This window comes from Nanoarchaeota archaeon, assembly GCA_018897155.1.
GTDB lineage: Archaea > EX4484-52 > EX4484-52 > EX4484-52 > LFW-46 > LFW-46.
Genome location: JAHILE010000040.1, coordinates 15,490 through 29,242, shown reverse-complemented (window position 1 = coordinate 29,242; position 13,753 = coordinate 15,490). Strand labels below are relative to the sequence as shown.

Genomic DNA, 13,753 nt, shown 5'->3' with positions numbered 1-13,753 from the left:
TTATGGATGAAAAGCTAAGCGACATGGAAATAGAGAAACTTCGCGCAATTGTCGGCCTTGATTCGGAAACAGAATCATTTAGTGATGAAAAGCCAATTGAAGAAACTAAGCCCGTTAAAAATACACAGATTCCAGAAAAACCACGGTCCTATGTATCTGTAAATCCATATAAAAAGCCTGAGGAACGAGCATCATCCGCTATAGATACCGAGCTTTTTGTAAAGGTTGAAGAGCATGCAGCAATCGGCAAAAAACTTGCCGAAGCGAAAGGAGATATGAAGGTCATAGCAGATACGGTTTCTTTACTTGCAAAAGCAGAAAAGCTTAAGTCTGAAGCTATTACCCGCATGGAAGTGGCGCTCGACAAAATTGATGCAGAAATTGAAGAAATAGAATCGAAACTTGTTGCGCCTGAAGGGCTTCATGTTCCTGAGATATCTGGATCTATAGCATCTGACGAATTTATTGACCTTCGCAGTGAATTAGATTCATTAAAAAGCGAGCTTGGCGGAATAAAGAAATAATTCTTAGGCTCTTTTGTGTCTTTATTTTTCAGTTTGGGTTAATACCCAGCAGCTTTACTGCGGTTGAGATGCGCAAATTTTAGGTAATTTCTTTATTTTATATGCAAGAATGTGATGCAGGAGAAGGGATTTTCACAGTTTTTTCATTTATCTGAAAACTGTTTTGAACCCTCGAACTCACTAAGAGAGTGGATTTCCTAAAGTTATTGCCTGTGTTGGTCTATAACTCAATATTTTTGAGTCCACCGCCGTTGACCGCTTGGCTACCCCTGCATTGTGCGGCACAGTTTTATATTTTTCTAGAACTTAATAAATCTTAAAAGGCACTGTTTCTGAATTCATTTATGTCTCGTTTTCAGTGTTTCATTAATTTCTATCAGTTTGTCATATATCTGAAGGCTTATGATGCTTAATAGCAGCAATCCGCCAAATATCATAAGCAGACTCACATTTATTAGAGTTGTTTGCGGCGTATTTGAAAGAGTGCCTGCTAAAATTAGCACGAATGTTACAATGGTTACTGTTATTATTGCAGCGATTAATACGAGCTCCATATGTTTTGGATCGGATCTCATTTAATTCATTCTCCAATTATTCTTGAGGTCTTATGCCTCGCCTTGCAAGAATGTCACGAGCAGTCTGGCTGGACGGCGATGTAGGTAGTGTTGATTGAGGCTGTTTTCTTAGAAGCTTTTCTATGTTTCCGAGGCTTTCGACTAGCTGGGCGTTTGTTTCCTTTGTCTGGTCGCTCATTGTTTCGAGGCGGTCTATTAGCGGCTTTATTGTTTCTGTTGTACTTTCGGCAGCGGTCTGGGCAACATCTGACTCCGCAGCGCTTTGAACCATCTCTACAAAGCTCGATATTTTTGCCTGCAAAGAATCAAGTTTTCCCACAAGTATTCCAATATCTTCGCGCGTTGCCTGGTTGGATCTGACAATATCTTCAATGATCTTTTGGTTTAGTTCCACCATGTCCATCATTTTGTCGATGAATTTTTCAAGATTGTTTGTAGTCTTTGTGTTTTCCATTGTTTCAAGCCGTTTTTCAAGACGCCTTATGGGTGAAAGAGCTACAATTTCATAGTCATCATCGCCTTTAATTTCAACCTCATCTTTTTTCCCCAGAAAATCACCAAATTGCAAATATACATTACTATTCGATGCGCGAGTATATATAATTTAAACAGCGGCTTATGGGTGAATTTTTAAACTAATAAAAAGATTCATTCTCTAGTTATGTCAGTGCCCTGGTAGCTCAGCTGGTGGAGCGTTACCTTGGTAAGGTAAAGGTCGTGCGTTCAAAACATGGTTTCTTTTCTTTCTTTTCAAGAAAGAATAGACAAGTCCGGGTGGAAAAGAAAGAAGGAGCGACTTCAACTTCGTTGAGGTCGCATGTCTGCCCAGAACCGGTGAAATTCGCGCCCAGGGCTTCATATTTTAGATATCTTTATCGTGGAAAGCGTCTTTAGCCCTTATATGTTTTATGGATTGGTATGTGTTTTCAAATTTTTTTCCCTTCACTAACGCTTTCCTTAATGATAAGCGCGGCAATTTCTCTTTTCGAGAGAGATAGTGTCATTTCAGGGTATGCGGATTTGAATAAGCACTCTATTTCTGAATCGGCTTTATTGTTCAATGCTACTTGAATGACCGTTTTATCACTACTGTATATGCCCTCTCCAAGCAAAGTAGTGGCTGTGGGGGATCCAATGGCAAGAGTACCGCCAAGTATTTTTTCAGCTAATGTTTCGCCGCCATATATCATTATTACGCCACTTATAACACCTAAAACAGAGTAGGGGACGGTTAGATGAGCGTCTATATGTTTTTTTAATATTTCTTCAGGTTTTGAGACATGAATACTACCTACTTTTTGAAATCTTTTTTCAAGACTATCTTGAAGTTCCATTCTTTTCTGATGTATTTCTTCTTCCGATATTCTTTTTAATTCATCAATAACGTTTTCATTACCTCTAAGATCCATAAACGCGTCCAACGTTACTTCATCCTTTTTAGTTATTGAAAAAGGAATTGTGTCTGAAAATTCAAGCAATATTGCGTATAGATTGTTAGCAGATGATCCGATTTTAACAGATCCCACCTTCTGGAGATTTATCGACGCACCGATTTTTTTAAAATGATATTCCTTTTTCAGATTTTCGATAGAGCTGGGTAGATTGTATGATATGCCCGAATTAGAATACGAAGATCCAACGGATTCATAAATATGATTTATCATTGCATCACTAAGGAGTATTAATTAATAATCCTTACAAGCCTTTCTTTTAAAAATCTCATCTGCACAATACACTTATGCAGACTGATGCACAGACTCAAAAATATTTTGACTCAATACAAAAAGAGGTTGACAATGCATATTCTATTGCAACAGCTGCTCGCGCAAAAGGTAAAGATCCCGAGACAACTGTTGAAATCCTTCTTGCAGAGGACCTTGCGGCAAGAGTCGAAGGCCTTGTTTCTACGTTTTTTCCAACGCTTTTTGGTTCAGGGTTGAAGGAAGGAATACGGGTGCTTGAGGGGAAGTACGGCAAAAATGACGAGCGAGTGGCGCTTCTTATCGGCAGGAATGTTGCAATAGGAAAATACGGAGATTTTGGAACCGCAGAAAAATTCGCAGAGGTCGGTTTGCGCATTGCAGTAGCCTATCTTACACTCGGTGTTGTGACTGCGCCTCTTGAGGGGATTTCAAAAGTTCTTATCAAAAAGAATGATGACGGAACAGATTATCTTGCAGTCTATTACGCAGGCCCGATAAGGTCTGCAGGAGGAACCGCCTCAGCAGTTTCTGTTCTTGCAGCGGATTTCATAAGAAAGGCGCTGAAAATAGGTGCTTACAAGCCCACAGAAGCAGAGATAAATCGGTATTTTGTCGAGGTCGAGGATTATTACACGCGCGTCACTGCAAAGCAATATCATCCGACAAAAGAGGAAATGACCGCAATAATAAAAAACGTTCCTGTAGAAATTACTGGAGACCCTACAGAAGAGCTTGAAGTCTCAACCTGCAAGGATCTTCCAAGAGTTGAAACAAATAAAATTCGTGGGGGGATGTGCCTGATTCTTCTTGACGGAATCCCGCTTAAGGCAGAGAAAGTTCTTGGCAGGGTGAAGAAATATCCTGAAGAATACGATCTTAAAAACTGGCTGTGGCTTGCAGATTTTGTAAAGCTGAAAAACAGCATTCATGCTGCAAAAAAGGTTGAGCTAAAAGACAATCCGAATGCGGCAAAATATACCCCTAAAGACACATATCTTTCAAAAGTGCTTGCAGGAAGGCCGATATTCTCACATCCTTCAAAACGCGGCGGTTTCAGATTACGATACGGCCGCTCAAGAACAGGAGGGCTTGCAGCAACTTCTTTGCACCCTGCTACGATGTGGCTTACAGAATTCATTGCAGTAGGCACTCAGCTTGCAACAGAGTTTCCTGGAAAGGCCACTGTTTGTGCGCCTTGCGATACAATAGATCCTCCGATAGTAAAACTTCGAAATGGAACCATTCTTGAACTAAGGACGCGCGAGGAAGTGAAACAGCACAAAACATCTGTTGAGTCCATTCTTTCTTTAGGGGATATTGTTGTTCCATATGGCGAGTTTGTGTCAAACAATCATATGTTGATGCCCTCGGCTTATTGCAAAGAATGGTGGCTGCTGGAATTGAAAAAAGCAATTTCTGAAAAGAATTCAGAGTATTCTTATGAAAAATATGCTTTAAAGCCGCCGACGATTTCGGAGGCTTTCGACATTGCGCGCGAGCTTGGAATACCGCTTCATCCGGAGTACAATTTCTTTTGGCATGATTTGTCAATCGGAGAATTGAAAGAACTCATTCAATGGTTTTCAACAGCTACAATCGAGAATGATGCTGAAGGCGAACGTGCTGCGCTTGCAAAGGCAGAATCATTTCGGATTCTTGAAATCCTTTGTACTCCTTGTACGGTAAAAGATGAAAAAGTAATATTGTCCGGAAAATCGCTTGGAGCATATTATTCGCTTGGAAAGCCGACAAAAGAGAATGTTGCAGATATTTTAGCATCTATTGCGCAGGAAACATCAGCCATGTCTGCAGTATCAAAACTTGCAGGAATAAGGGTGCGTGAACGGGGATTGACGCGCATAGGCATAAGAATGGGCAGACCAGAAAAGGCGGAAAAACGACTTTTGAAAGGCAAGCCTCAGATACTTTTTCCCTGCGGCATTGAAGGCGGAAAAATGCGCAATCTCATGGAGGCGTATTCCTCCGGAAAAGTAACTGCAGAATTTCCGGTCTTTAAATGCACTTCATGCGGTGCTGAGAATGTATTTTCTATGTGCCCAAAATGCAATGTGCGCGGAACTCCGAGAAATATTTGTCAGTCATGTAATTCCATTGTTGAAGCAACTATGCACTGCAACCAGCCTACAAAAAAATATCGTAAGATGACTATTAAATTGAAAGAGCTACTTGATGAGGCGTTCAAAAACATTTCAGTTGTTCAATTGCCAAAGCTATTCAAAGGCGTTAGGGGAGTTTCAGGCCCTGAGAGAAGCATGGAATATCTTGAAAAAGGCGTTCTTCGTACAAAATACGAGCTTTACGTGAATAAGGACGGCACTACACGATATGATGCTTCTGATATCTCAATGACACACTTCAAGCCATCTGAGCTTGGCGTTTCTGTTGCAAAGTTGAAATCCATAGGCTATGTGAATGATTATTTGGGCAGACCGCTTGAAAATGAGAATCAGATTCTTGAGCTGAGCGTACAGGATATTGTCATATCCGACAATGAAGAGTTCTCATCAGTAAATTACATGCTGAATGTCAGCAGGTTTATCGACGAGCTTCTTGTAAAGTTTTACAGCCTTCCGCCGTATTATAATATGAACTCAAGAGAGGATTTGGTGGGTCAGCTGGTTGTAGGGCTTGCTCCACACACATCTGCAGGCATAGTGGGCAGAATTGTAGGCTTTACTCGTTCAAAAGTATGTTATGCGCATCCATTCTGGCATGCTGGCAAAAGAAGGAATTGTTTTTTTGGCAACGAAAAAATTATTGTACATGATGGAAAAGAGTTTAGATTATCAACTATTCGCGAATTAGTGGAGACGAATCTTACGGATGGGGTTGAAACAGACGCTTTTGGAACAGAATATAAAACGATTGCTGGATTGAAAACATTTGCTTTTAATAAACTCACCAAAAAATTCGAGCTTTCGGATATGACGCATGTTTCAAAACATCCCGCTCCACAAATCCTGTTAGAGATTAAAACTAAGTGCGGAAGAAAAATAGTTGTTACCCCAGACCATCTGTTATTGAACAAATGCGGTGAAAAAATACGCGCCGAAGATGCGACCGAAGTCCTAATACCGTGGCAAATAGAAAACCCGATTACATCTGATGTTGAGAAAATAGATTTGCTTGATGTCGTTAATAACAGAAATGTTATGGTAAGAACCGAAGAGCAGATTTTTGGCAACGGAACAATTTTGTCGCAAATCAGCGCTAATCTTGGGATGAATTATAAAACACTCACTAATTATGTTTATCGAAAGTTTTATCCGCTTGATATTGTTGAGCATTTTAGCCAGAATCTATTCGAAAACAAAAAATATTTTCTTGGAAGCAAAAGGGATTCTATATCTATAAAGCCCGAGATTCTTCTTAACGAGGATTTTTTATGCATTCTGGGCTTTTATCTTGCCGAAGGATATACAAAGAAAAATCAAAAAAATACGCATCAGATTTCAATAACTGCCACTAAGGCGCGGGTGAAAGCGTATCTTGAAACGAAAATAAAGGATGTTTTTGGCTTGACGCCAAACACGTCCGGAAATGCAGTTACTATATGCTCGCGGTTTGTTTATGAATTATTTAATTATCTCGAAGTTGGAAAGGACGCGCGAAGCAAACGAGTTCCAAATTTTGTTTATTCTTTGCCAAAAGAAAAACTTGCCGCACTTTTAAGAGGATATTTTTCAGGCGATGGCTCCTGCGCCATTCAAAGCACTCTTGAAGTCAATGTTACCTCGGTTAATAAGTGGCTCATTGATTCTGTTTCAGTAATTTTGATGTTTTTGGGCATCAAACATTCAATTTATGAAGAAAACCGCGAAATAAAAAGCGAATTAATCTTAAAATTCTACGGAAAGCCCAAATTTTTGCATTCGTATAAAATAAGATTATATGGTGATGACGCCAGAAAATATATTGAGACAATAGGGTTTGTCGAAGATAAGCAAGTTCGCGCCAAAGCACTTTTGGAGCAGTGGCTCACAAAGAAAGGCACTGCGCGAGCAGTTCTTGAAGGGGATTCGTTTGTTGACAAGATAGTGGGCAAGAAGTTTATTGAAAACAGGGAAAAATATGTTTACGATGTAACTGTTGATATGCATCACAACCTTATTTGCTCGGGCATTGTTGCAGGAAACTGTGATGGCGACGAAGACTCAATAATGCTTTTGATGGATGCATTGCTTAATTTCTCTCGTAAGTTTTTGCCGGACACGCGCGGGGGGAGGACAATGGATGCGCCACTCGTCCTTACAAGCAAGCTTAATCCTGAGGAAGTGGATGATGAGGCATGGCGGGTTGATATCTCTTCAGAATACCCGCTTGAATTCTATGAAGACACCATGAACTATAAAACAATATCAGAACTTACAAAAAAGCCGCGCCTTGTTGCAGATGTAATAAAGACTTCCGAGGTCTTTCATATAAAGTTCACTCATGGCACAGCCGACGTTAATGATGCGCCGATTAAGACAAAGTATGTGGAGCTTGGCAGCATGAAGGACAAAGTTACTGCACAACTCGGTCTTGCAGAGAAGATAGTTGCCGTGAATAAGGATTCTGTGGCTGAGTTGGTTATTTCAAAGCATTTTCTTCGCGACATAAAGGGGAATTTGCGCACGTTTTCAGAGCAGAAAGTTCGGTGCGCAACCTGTAATGCAAAGTACCGCAGAGTACCTTTAATCGGGAAGTGCTACTGTGGAGGAAAGCTTATGCTTTCGGTGTCTGAAGGCGCGATAAGGAAATATGTTGAGCCTACAAAGCATATTATTGAAAAGTACAAGATATCGCCATATTTGTTTCAGCAGTTCTCGCTTCTTGAGAAAGATATTGACAGCCTGTTTGGAAAAAAAGCAAGGCAGTTGGGGCTGGAAAGGTTTAATGCGAAGTAATTGAAGTTTACACGCACTATTTGGTAAAATATCCTGCACGATGGATTTTATCCATGGCCTCTCCGACATACTCTAATGACACATACGGCACATGTAGATTAGCTCTTGGTTCGGTTTGCTCTTTATCCATATCGAAAAGAAGAATCCCCCGAAGACCCTTTTTTCGTACATTAACATTATTTTGTGCGTAAATCGTATAGAATTCTTCATTGTAGGCGCCTTTATCAATAATAAGCAGACCGACATTTACGCCGTGTGAAGCCCCTGACCAATTATATGGTTTAGGGTCTCCATCTCTTATTTCTGGCTTAGCATAGATAACATCCTTAGAAGAGTATCCTTTTATTATGAGTTCTTTCTTCGCCTCATCATTGATAGATCCCCAATTCGAATCGCTTATACGGTCATGACCATTCGACATACAATTTAGTAATAGTCTGTTAACTCCTCCGAAATTATCGCGGTTATAATCTACTACTGTTCTTAGCAATAGATCTTGTGGTATATTAGGCTTTAACGAACGTATTACCTCACGAAATACATTCTGGAGTTCCTCATCCTTTTGGTTACTCTTCAAATGCATATCCCTGACAATCGGGCTTCCATCGTAAACGAATAAATCAACCATAATCTATTTTAGTTTCAGGTATTTATTAATCTTTCTATATTTCGTCATTTATGAGTGATTACTACTTCTATTTAGAAATTCTTCAGAACTAATAGTTTTCCCAAACATTACTGGCCAAGTATAACTTTTAAGCAGTTTCTGCAAGTTTTGCCGTATTTTAACGTCGGTTGTCTCAATCAGGTCTTTGAGGATTATGAAATTATATCCCTTGGAAAAACCGCTTTGAATAGTTGAGTGCACGCACCCATCCCCGAACACACCTGCCACTATTAAGTATCTTATTTGCCTCTTTTTCAAAAGTCTATCTAATTCTGGATTTGTAAACGCATCATAGCCATTCTTTGTAACGATGATGTCGCAGCTATCCGGTTTCACCTTATAAAACGTATTGCGGAATCCTGTTTTATCTTTAGAATAATAGCGGCAATTCGGGTCTTTGTATAATTCACTAATATTCGCGGCTAAATGCTCTTTATCCCATTGCGTGCAATTGATATAGATAACAGGGTTTTCTGAGCACTCTTTGTACTTTTTGATAAATGCGACCAATTCCGGAACCATTTTTCTGATTTTCTTGAATGTAATTTTTGGCTCTCTGCTTTCGCATTTGGAGCTACAGCAGGAGTTGATGACATCGATGACGAGCAAGGCGCTGTTTTTTAAACGAATTCTGCTTAAGACCATATGTTCATTGATGTACATTTGAAGTATATATTATTACATTTTTTTGCGTTTTATTCATGTCCTTCTACGTGAATGCACATAAGTTTGAATCTATTCGACTAATGCCGAATTTCATCAGGCGATTCTTGTAGCGGCTCTTCTGCATCATATCCTTTGATTTTTTCTTCCGGCGTTAAGAAACGTGCCGCAAGTTCAAGTTTTTCTTGTTTTACTTTAGAGGCAAAACCAATATTTTTAAAAAAAGATTCAAGACGTTGTTTTCCTTCAATGTCGAGCGTATGATATTTTCCAGAAGAATATATTATTGAGGGTATGTTCTCTAAAATTAACAGTTTTTTGATTTCGAAAAGCCCGTTTTTATTGGCGGATTGTGTTCGTATGTTGCGAATTTTTTCGAATCTCGTTGATGTTCTTTTTCTGAATCTTATTCTTACGGTGCCTTCACAATCGAAAAATGCGCGGAGAAATCCTTGCCTGAATGCTTTATTATTATATGCTTCGTTTGGAGGCAACCATTCAAATGTTCCGAAGTTTACATTATTATAGATGTCTTTTAGTTTTTTTATTTCTTTTTTTCCGTAGAAATAGACTACAAAAGTTAAATAAGGGGCACGATTATATGTTCTTTTACGAATCATCGTCTTTACAGATTTTTCAATTACTGTTTTAAGGCATTCCGAAAAATAATTTGCAATATCTTTATCTTTGACTTCAAGAGTTATGCCATAATTTCCGGCATTCTTATTCCAGACAAGGCATCCATCACCGCACAAAGCGCCGGCAACATACCCTAGTTCGTATTCCATATGTGTATTTGTAGCTAAATCTATATAAATCCATCGGTGAGAGAGGGGTGAGGATGACTTCACGTGGAGAACACGTGTGGTTATGTGAAAGACTTTGTCAGGTTCGTTAAAATACGTCATAAGTGCGCGGTATTAGTCGACAGATGTCTTGTTTCCAAGAGAAACGAGGGGGTCGTGAATACGCACGACCATATACGAACATTCATGTGAAGCCAGAGGGTTATCATATGAAGTAAATGCTTATCCCGAGAAAATAAAGCACAGTGGGCGTTATCAAGCATCCCAAAAGAAGCGATTTCTTCACGCCGACAAGATGAGGGATGATGCCTATTGCAGTGCCAGTTAGCGCAATCAGGATGCCAACAGCGCCGCTGAATGCGTAAATTACCCACAAAAGAAACGCTGCTGTCAGGCACGCCACATGCCTGTAGTTCACATGTGAAACAAGCGTTCCAAACACACGCCCAATCCTTAGCGTGAAATAAGCTGCAATTATCATGGAAAGCAGTCCTGCAGCCGTGAACAAGACAACGTCATTAAATGCCATTTTGCCGCCAAGAAAATCCTGTATTGCTATGGCGCCTCCTGAACGCGGATTGCCTATCAGGTAAATCGCTATAATTGAAAGCATGGTGTCTGTCACAGAAATCGAGCCAAGAACTGCCATGAACTTTCGCTTGCCCTTTGCTTTGCCGGTCTCTTGTGCGATTATGGCTGATTGCGATGTTCCGACCCCAGGAAGAAGGCCTGCAATAATGCCTGAAGCGAGACCGAGAAAGATTGCAGGAATGTATTTCTTATACCTTATTCGGAATTTTGTCCTCTGCGCAGGTATTCTTGAATCTGAAAAATAGCTTACTGCAAGCGTGCTCAAACCGAAAAGACCTGAGAGCATAGGCAGAAGCAAAAACGAGCTGTTGATATTCGCATTCATTGACACAATGCCGAATATAGAGGATAGCGCAAACAAGAATAGCGCCCAAAGAACGCGATTCTCTTTATGAATAAGAAACGCCGCAACAATGATGAGGACATACTGCATGTACTGGCGCAGGACCGCGTAAATTGCAGGAATTGTGTATGCTAGTATTGGCAGCAGAATGATGAGGGCGATAAATCCTCCGCCGCCGCCAAGAACAGTAAGTGCGAGTGCCTCATATCCTTTGCCGCGCTTAAGCATACGATGCCCCGGTGCAACTGAAAGCACTGTTGATTCATCAGGCGCTCCAAGAAAAATCGACGGGATAAAGCCCGAGAAAGAATTTGCAACCGAGAGCCCGATTACAAAATATACCAGAGGCAGCCCGGGAAATTCGTATTTGTAGAATGCTCCAACAAGTATTGCGGCAATTGTGTTTATGTGCATTCCGGGGATGAGCCCGGTAATTATTCCAAATACAACACCGACAAGCGTGAACACAAGCTCCGCAAGCATAGCTTTATTATTTTGCAGAACTATTTTATCCTTTATGTTCCCGGGAATCAATCCAAAGCAGATGGAAAAGGCAATGCGCCAGATGGGCATTAAAAGCGAAGATATTGACGCTTCTGAAGTGATTATCCGCCTGAATTCAGGCAGCGAGCTCGTCATATCAAACCCGAGCGTGCAGAAAGTGATTATGGCCGGCAACGCGAGCTTTCAGGTGAGCGGCGAGGCTGTTGAGCGCAGTGCAGAAGCTGAGATAACTGAAGACGACATCGCCATTGTTGCAGAGAAAGCAGGAGTGTCGCGCGAGAAAGCAAAGAAAGCGCTTGAAGAAGCGAATGGGGATATTGCTGAGACGATAATGAAACTTGCAGATATGTGATTTTGGGAAGTTCTATTTGAGAGTTTACTCAGGGTAATACAGCTTTTAAATGTTAGATTTTACTCATATACCATGCCACCAGGAAGATACGCGTATGCACCAGAGGATAAAGATTTGACAGATTTTAATTCTTGCGCATTTCTGAAAGGATGTAAAAACAAAGATGTGGGTATTATATCCTACTACTTATCCATGGATAAAGCTGGACGCGAAGCATTTGGAAAAGGAAAAGAAATTTCTAAGATTGAGGGGAAGGCAGAAAAACCTGACGACCAAATAGTTTGTGGGTGCAGAAGGGACTATTGTCTTCCTTGTAAATTATATAATTCTTGTGAGGTTCCTGGTGTGCTCTATTCTAAAGTGTCTGTAAATCTTTCTGCGAGGGATTTTTAAGTATTCGTTATGTTTACCATTCAAGGTTATTTAAAAACCCAATCCAAAAACACGGTCGCATAACATCCTTTCTTGAGCGCGAATTGCACAACCGCTTTTGTCTTTCCGGCATTTAGTTCGTCAGCTTCTGTTGCGAGAATCGCAAAATCCGAGAATTCTTCAAACGCGCGCCGCAGTTCTCCGGCTGACGCTATTTCAGGCAGGTCCTTCACGCGAAACATTTCAGGCGTAATCCCTTCTTTTTTCATTATTTCTTCGATTAATCGATCGATTTCGGACGTGAATATGCGTGACGCAAAAGTGTAGCCTGGAAGGGGGATATTAGCGTCTTTGTCTATTGTTTTTTGCTTCAAAAGTTCGTCAAGTGCCGAATTAAATATCTCTGCCTGAACCGCATGAATGAACATTTTTTGCAGTTTCAAAGGCAACTGCTTTATTGCGCCAAGATGATATTTAGGATTTTTTTCCAAATGTGCTGCGCATTCGCGGTATCTTTTCGCGCATTCTTTTGAAGCGGTTTTGAAATCGCGTTTCAGAATCAATTTGCCGATTTTTTGCGTGCTGTTGTCATCGCCAAATCGCTGTTCTCCGAAGTAATTCGGGAAAACGCCAGACATATCTTTAACGCGCGCCAGAATTAATTCGCGCAATTCTGAATGTGTTTTTGAGATGCCGCGCGCAGTAATAGTGAACCTATTACCCCACAAATTGCCGAGAAACACTTTTTTGTCGATGTATTGCAAAGGAATTAACTTCGCGCCGCGGATTTTCAGCCGTTCTAGCTGTTCTTTTCTGATTCTGTGTGCAGAAGCCATTTGCACAGTTATTGCAGATTTGTCTTTCATTCCTGCGATTGAGAGAACCTCGCGCGGAGCGTGAAGAGCGCGCGCGATTTCATCCAATACTTCATGTGTATCGCGGTTTTCTTTCTGGAGAATGAAGTGCAGGAATTTGCCTTTACTTTCTGCATCAAAAGAATATTTGGTGTTGCGCGCAAGAACAATTCTGTCAGGAGTGATTTCTTCGACTATGAAGTCTGATGGAATAGACTTTAATGCGAATGCACTATTTGGCATAATATTAATTGCATGACAAATGATTTATTTGCGCAATGGCTTTACTTTTGAGAACACGCACTTAAGCGGCTTTCACAGGAAGGCCGACAATAATGTCCGTAATGCTTTCTTTTGGCATTCTTTTTGAAGCATCCAGAATTTCTATGGATATGACTTTCCCCCCTTTTGTGTAATCTATAATTATACCGTCTGCTATCTCTTTGCTGATTTCGTATTTTCCTTTCTGAAACCGTATGTTCATTGCATCGGCTTTCGGGTCATATGTTATTTTCATAATACCACAACATATCTTTCGGGCTCTGCATAGTATGCAGTTATTATTAGGTATTTTTCGCCCGAGTCTTCATATACTATTCTTAGAAGTTTGTTTCTTATAAGCTTTTGAGCGATCTTTTTTCCAAACGTGCCATCCACAACGGCATCAGGATTCTTGAGAGCTTCCTCAATAACTGCTTTTGGAATTTTCCTCTCAGCGAGCCTTTCTTCTGCGTGATTTGTATAAACCACATCCATAGAATTAGTGGCATTCGCGTGAATATATCTTTGTTTATCTAAGCACGTATTTCTCCGATAAAATTCTTCAGCATCAGTTCTTTCACAGTTTTCGTGTCTTTGCCGAAATTGCCCATTATCCACATCAGCTTTA

The 13,753-nt window shown here is 40.5% G+C and carries 14 protein-coding genes and 2 tRNA genes; 5 read left to right on the top strand and 11 right to left on the bottom strand.

Annotated elements, in window-relative coordinates; genetic code table 11:
• The first annotated feature begins 2 nt into the window (after window positions 1–2).
• On the top strand, window positions 3–524 hold the full coding sequence (locus KKB09_04645) for a hypothetical protein (GenBank protein MBU4300482.1): 522 nt from the start codon (window positions 3–5) through the stop codon (window positions 522–524).
• Between the two features lie 115 nt (window positions 525–639).
• Here the strand turns inward: KKB09_04645 and KKB09_04640 are convergent.
• From KKB09_04640 to KKB09_04630, 3 genes are all read right to left on the bottom strand, one after another.
• Window positions 640–797, bottom strand: a tRNA-Leu gene (locus KKB09_04640).
• Between the two features lie 65 nt (window positions 798–862).
• A complete protein-coding gene (locus tag KKB09_04635; GenBank protein ID MBU4300481.1) occupies window positions 863–1,099 on the bottom strand; it encodes a hypothetical protein in 237 nt (78 codons plus the stop codon).
• Window positions 1,100–1,115: 16 nt separating this feature from the next.
• Window positions 1,116–1,667: a hypothetical protein gene (locus tag KKB09_04630; GenBank protein MBU4300480.1), complete on the bottom strand. Its 552-nt coding sequence runs from the start codon at window positions 1,665–1,667 to the stop codon at window positions 1,116–1,118.
• Window positions 1,668–1,768: 101 nt separating this feature from the next.
• Between KKB09_04630 and KKB09_04625 the strand changes: the two genes are divergently transcribed.
• Window positions 1,769–1,954, top strand: a tRNA-Thr gene (locus KKB09_04625).
• 71 nt (window positions 1,955–2,025) lie between these two features.
• Here KKB09_04625 and KKB09_04620 read toward each other — a convergent pair.
• Window positions 2,026–2,763 (bottom strand): hypothetical protein, encoded by a 738-nt coding sequence (locus KKB09_04620; GenBank protein MBU4300479.1) that lies wholly within the window; start codon window positions 2,761–2,763, stop codon window positions 2,026–2,028.
• A 74-nt stretch (window positions 2,764–2,837) separates the two neighbouring features.
• On the opposite strand from KKB09_04620, the gene polC reads away from it, so the two are divergent.
• Window positions 2,838–7,712 carry a DNA polymerase II large subunit gene (polC, locus tag KKB09_04615; protein ID MBU4300478.1) on the top strand — a complete coding sequence of 1,625 codons (4,875 nt, stop codon included), beginning with the start codon at window positions 2,838–2,840 and terminating at the stop codon, window positions 7,710–7,712.
• Between the two features lie 16 nt (window positions 7,713–7,728).
• On the opposite strand, the gene KKB09_04610 is transcribed toward polC, so the two are convergent.
• From KKB09_04610 to KKB09_04595, 4 genes are all read right to left on the bottom strand, one after another.
• Window positions 7,729–8,340 carry a hypothetical protein gene (locus tag KKB09_04610; GenBank protein ID MBU4300477.1) on the bottom strand — a complete coding sequence of 204 codons (612 nt, stop codon included), beginning with the start codon at window positions 8,338–8,340 and terminating at the stop codon, window positions 7,729–7,731.
• A 48-nt stretch (window positions 8,341–8,388) separates the two neighbouring features.
• Window positions 8,389–9,024: a cysteine hydrolase gene (locus tag KKB09_04605; GenBank protein MBU4300476.1), complete on the bottom strand. Its 636-nt coding sequence runs from the start codon at window positions 9,022–9,024 to the stop codon at window positions 8,389–8,391.
• A 98-nt stretch (window positions 9,025–9,122) separates the two neighbouring features.
• On the bottom strand, window positions 9,123–9,830 hold the full coding sequence (locus KKB09_04600) for an LAGLIDADG family homing endonuclease (protein ID MBU4300475.1): 708 nt from the start codon (window positions 9,828–9,830) through the stop codon (window positions 9,123–9,125).
• 223 nt (window positions 9,831–10,053) lie between these two features.
• The gene (locus KKB09_04595) at window positions 10,054–11,265 is read right to left on the bottom strand and encodes a tripartite tricarboxylate transporter permease (protein ID MBU4300474.1); all 1,212 of its coding nucleotides are present in this window, start codon (window positions 11,263–11,265) and stop codon (window positions 10,054–10,056) included.
• A gap of 34 nt (window positions 11,266–11,299) precedes the next feature.
• Here KKB09_04595 and KKB09_04590 point away from each other — a divergent pair, with 34 nt between their 5' ends.
• Together KKB09_04590 and KKB09_04585 are read left to right on the top strand one after the other, a co-directional pair.
• Entirely contained in the window at window positions 11,300–11,638 is a 339-nt protein-coding gene (locus KKB09_04590; protein ID MBU4300473.1) for a nascent polypeptide-associated complex protein, read from the top strand.
• A gap of 72 nt (window positions 11,639–11,710) precedes the next feature.
• On the top strand, window positions 11,711–12,031 hold the full coding sequence (locus KKB09_04585) for a hypothetical protein (protein ID MBU4300472.1): 321 nt from the start codon (window positions 11,711–11,713) through the stop codon (window positions 12,029–12,031).
• Between the two features lie 26 nt (window positions 12,032–12,057).
• On the opposite strand, the gene KKB09_04580 is transcribed toward KKB09_04585, so the two are convergent.
• The 3 genes from KKB09_04580 to KKB09_04570 form a co-directional block, all read right to left on the bottom strand.
• Window positions 12,058–13,107 (bottom strand): tRNA pseudouridine(13) synthase TruD, encoded by a 1,050-nt coding sequence (locus KKB09_04580; protein ID MBU4300471.1) that lies wholly within the window; start codon window positions 13,105–13,107, stop codon window positions 12,058–12,060.
• 61 nt (window positions 13,108–13,168) lie between these two features.
• On the bottom strand, window positions 13,169–13,381 hold the full coding sequence (locus KKB09_04575) for a DUF2283 domain-containing protein (GenBank protein ID MBU4300470.1): 213 nt from the start codon (window positions 13,379–13,381) through the stop codon (window positions 13,169–13,171).
• Window positions 13,378–13,620, bottom strand: a complete 243-nt coding sequence (locus tag KKB09_04570; GenBank protein MBU4300469.1) for a DUF4258 domain-containing protein — start codon at window positions 13,618–13,620, stop codon at window positions 13,378–13,380. Before KKB09_04570 ends, KKB09_04575 begins: the two co-directional genes overlap by 4 nt.
• Between the last annotated feature and the right edge of the window lie 133 nt (window positions 13,621–13,753).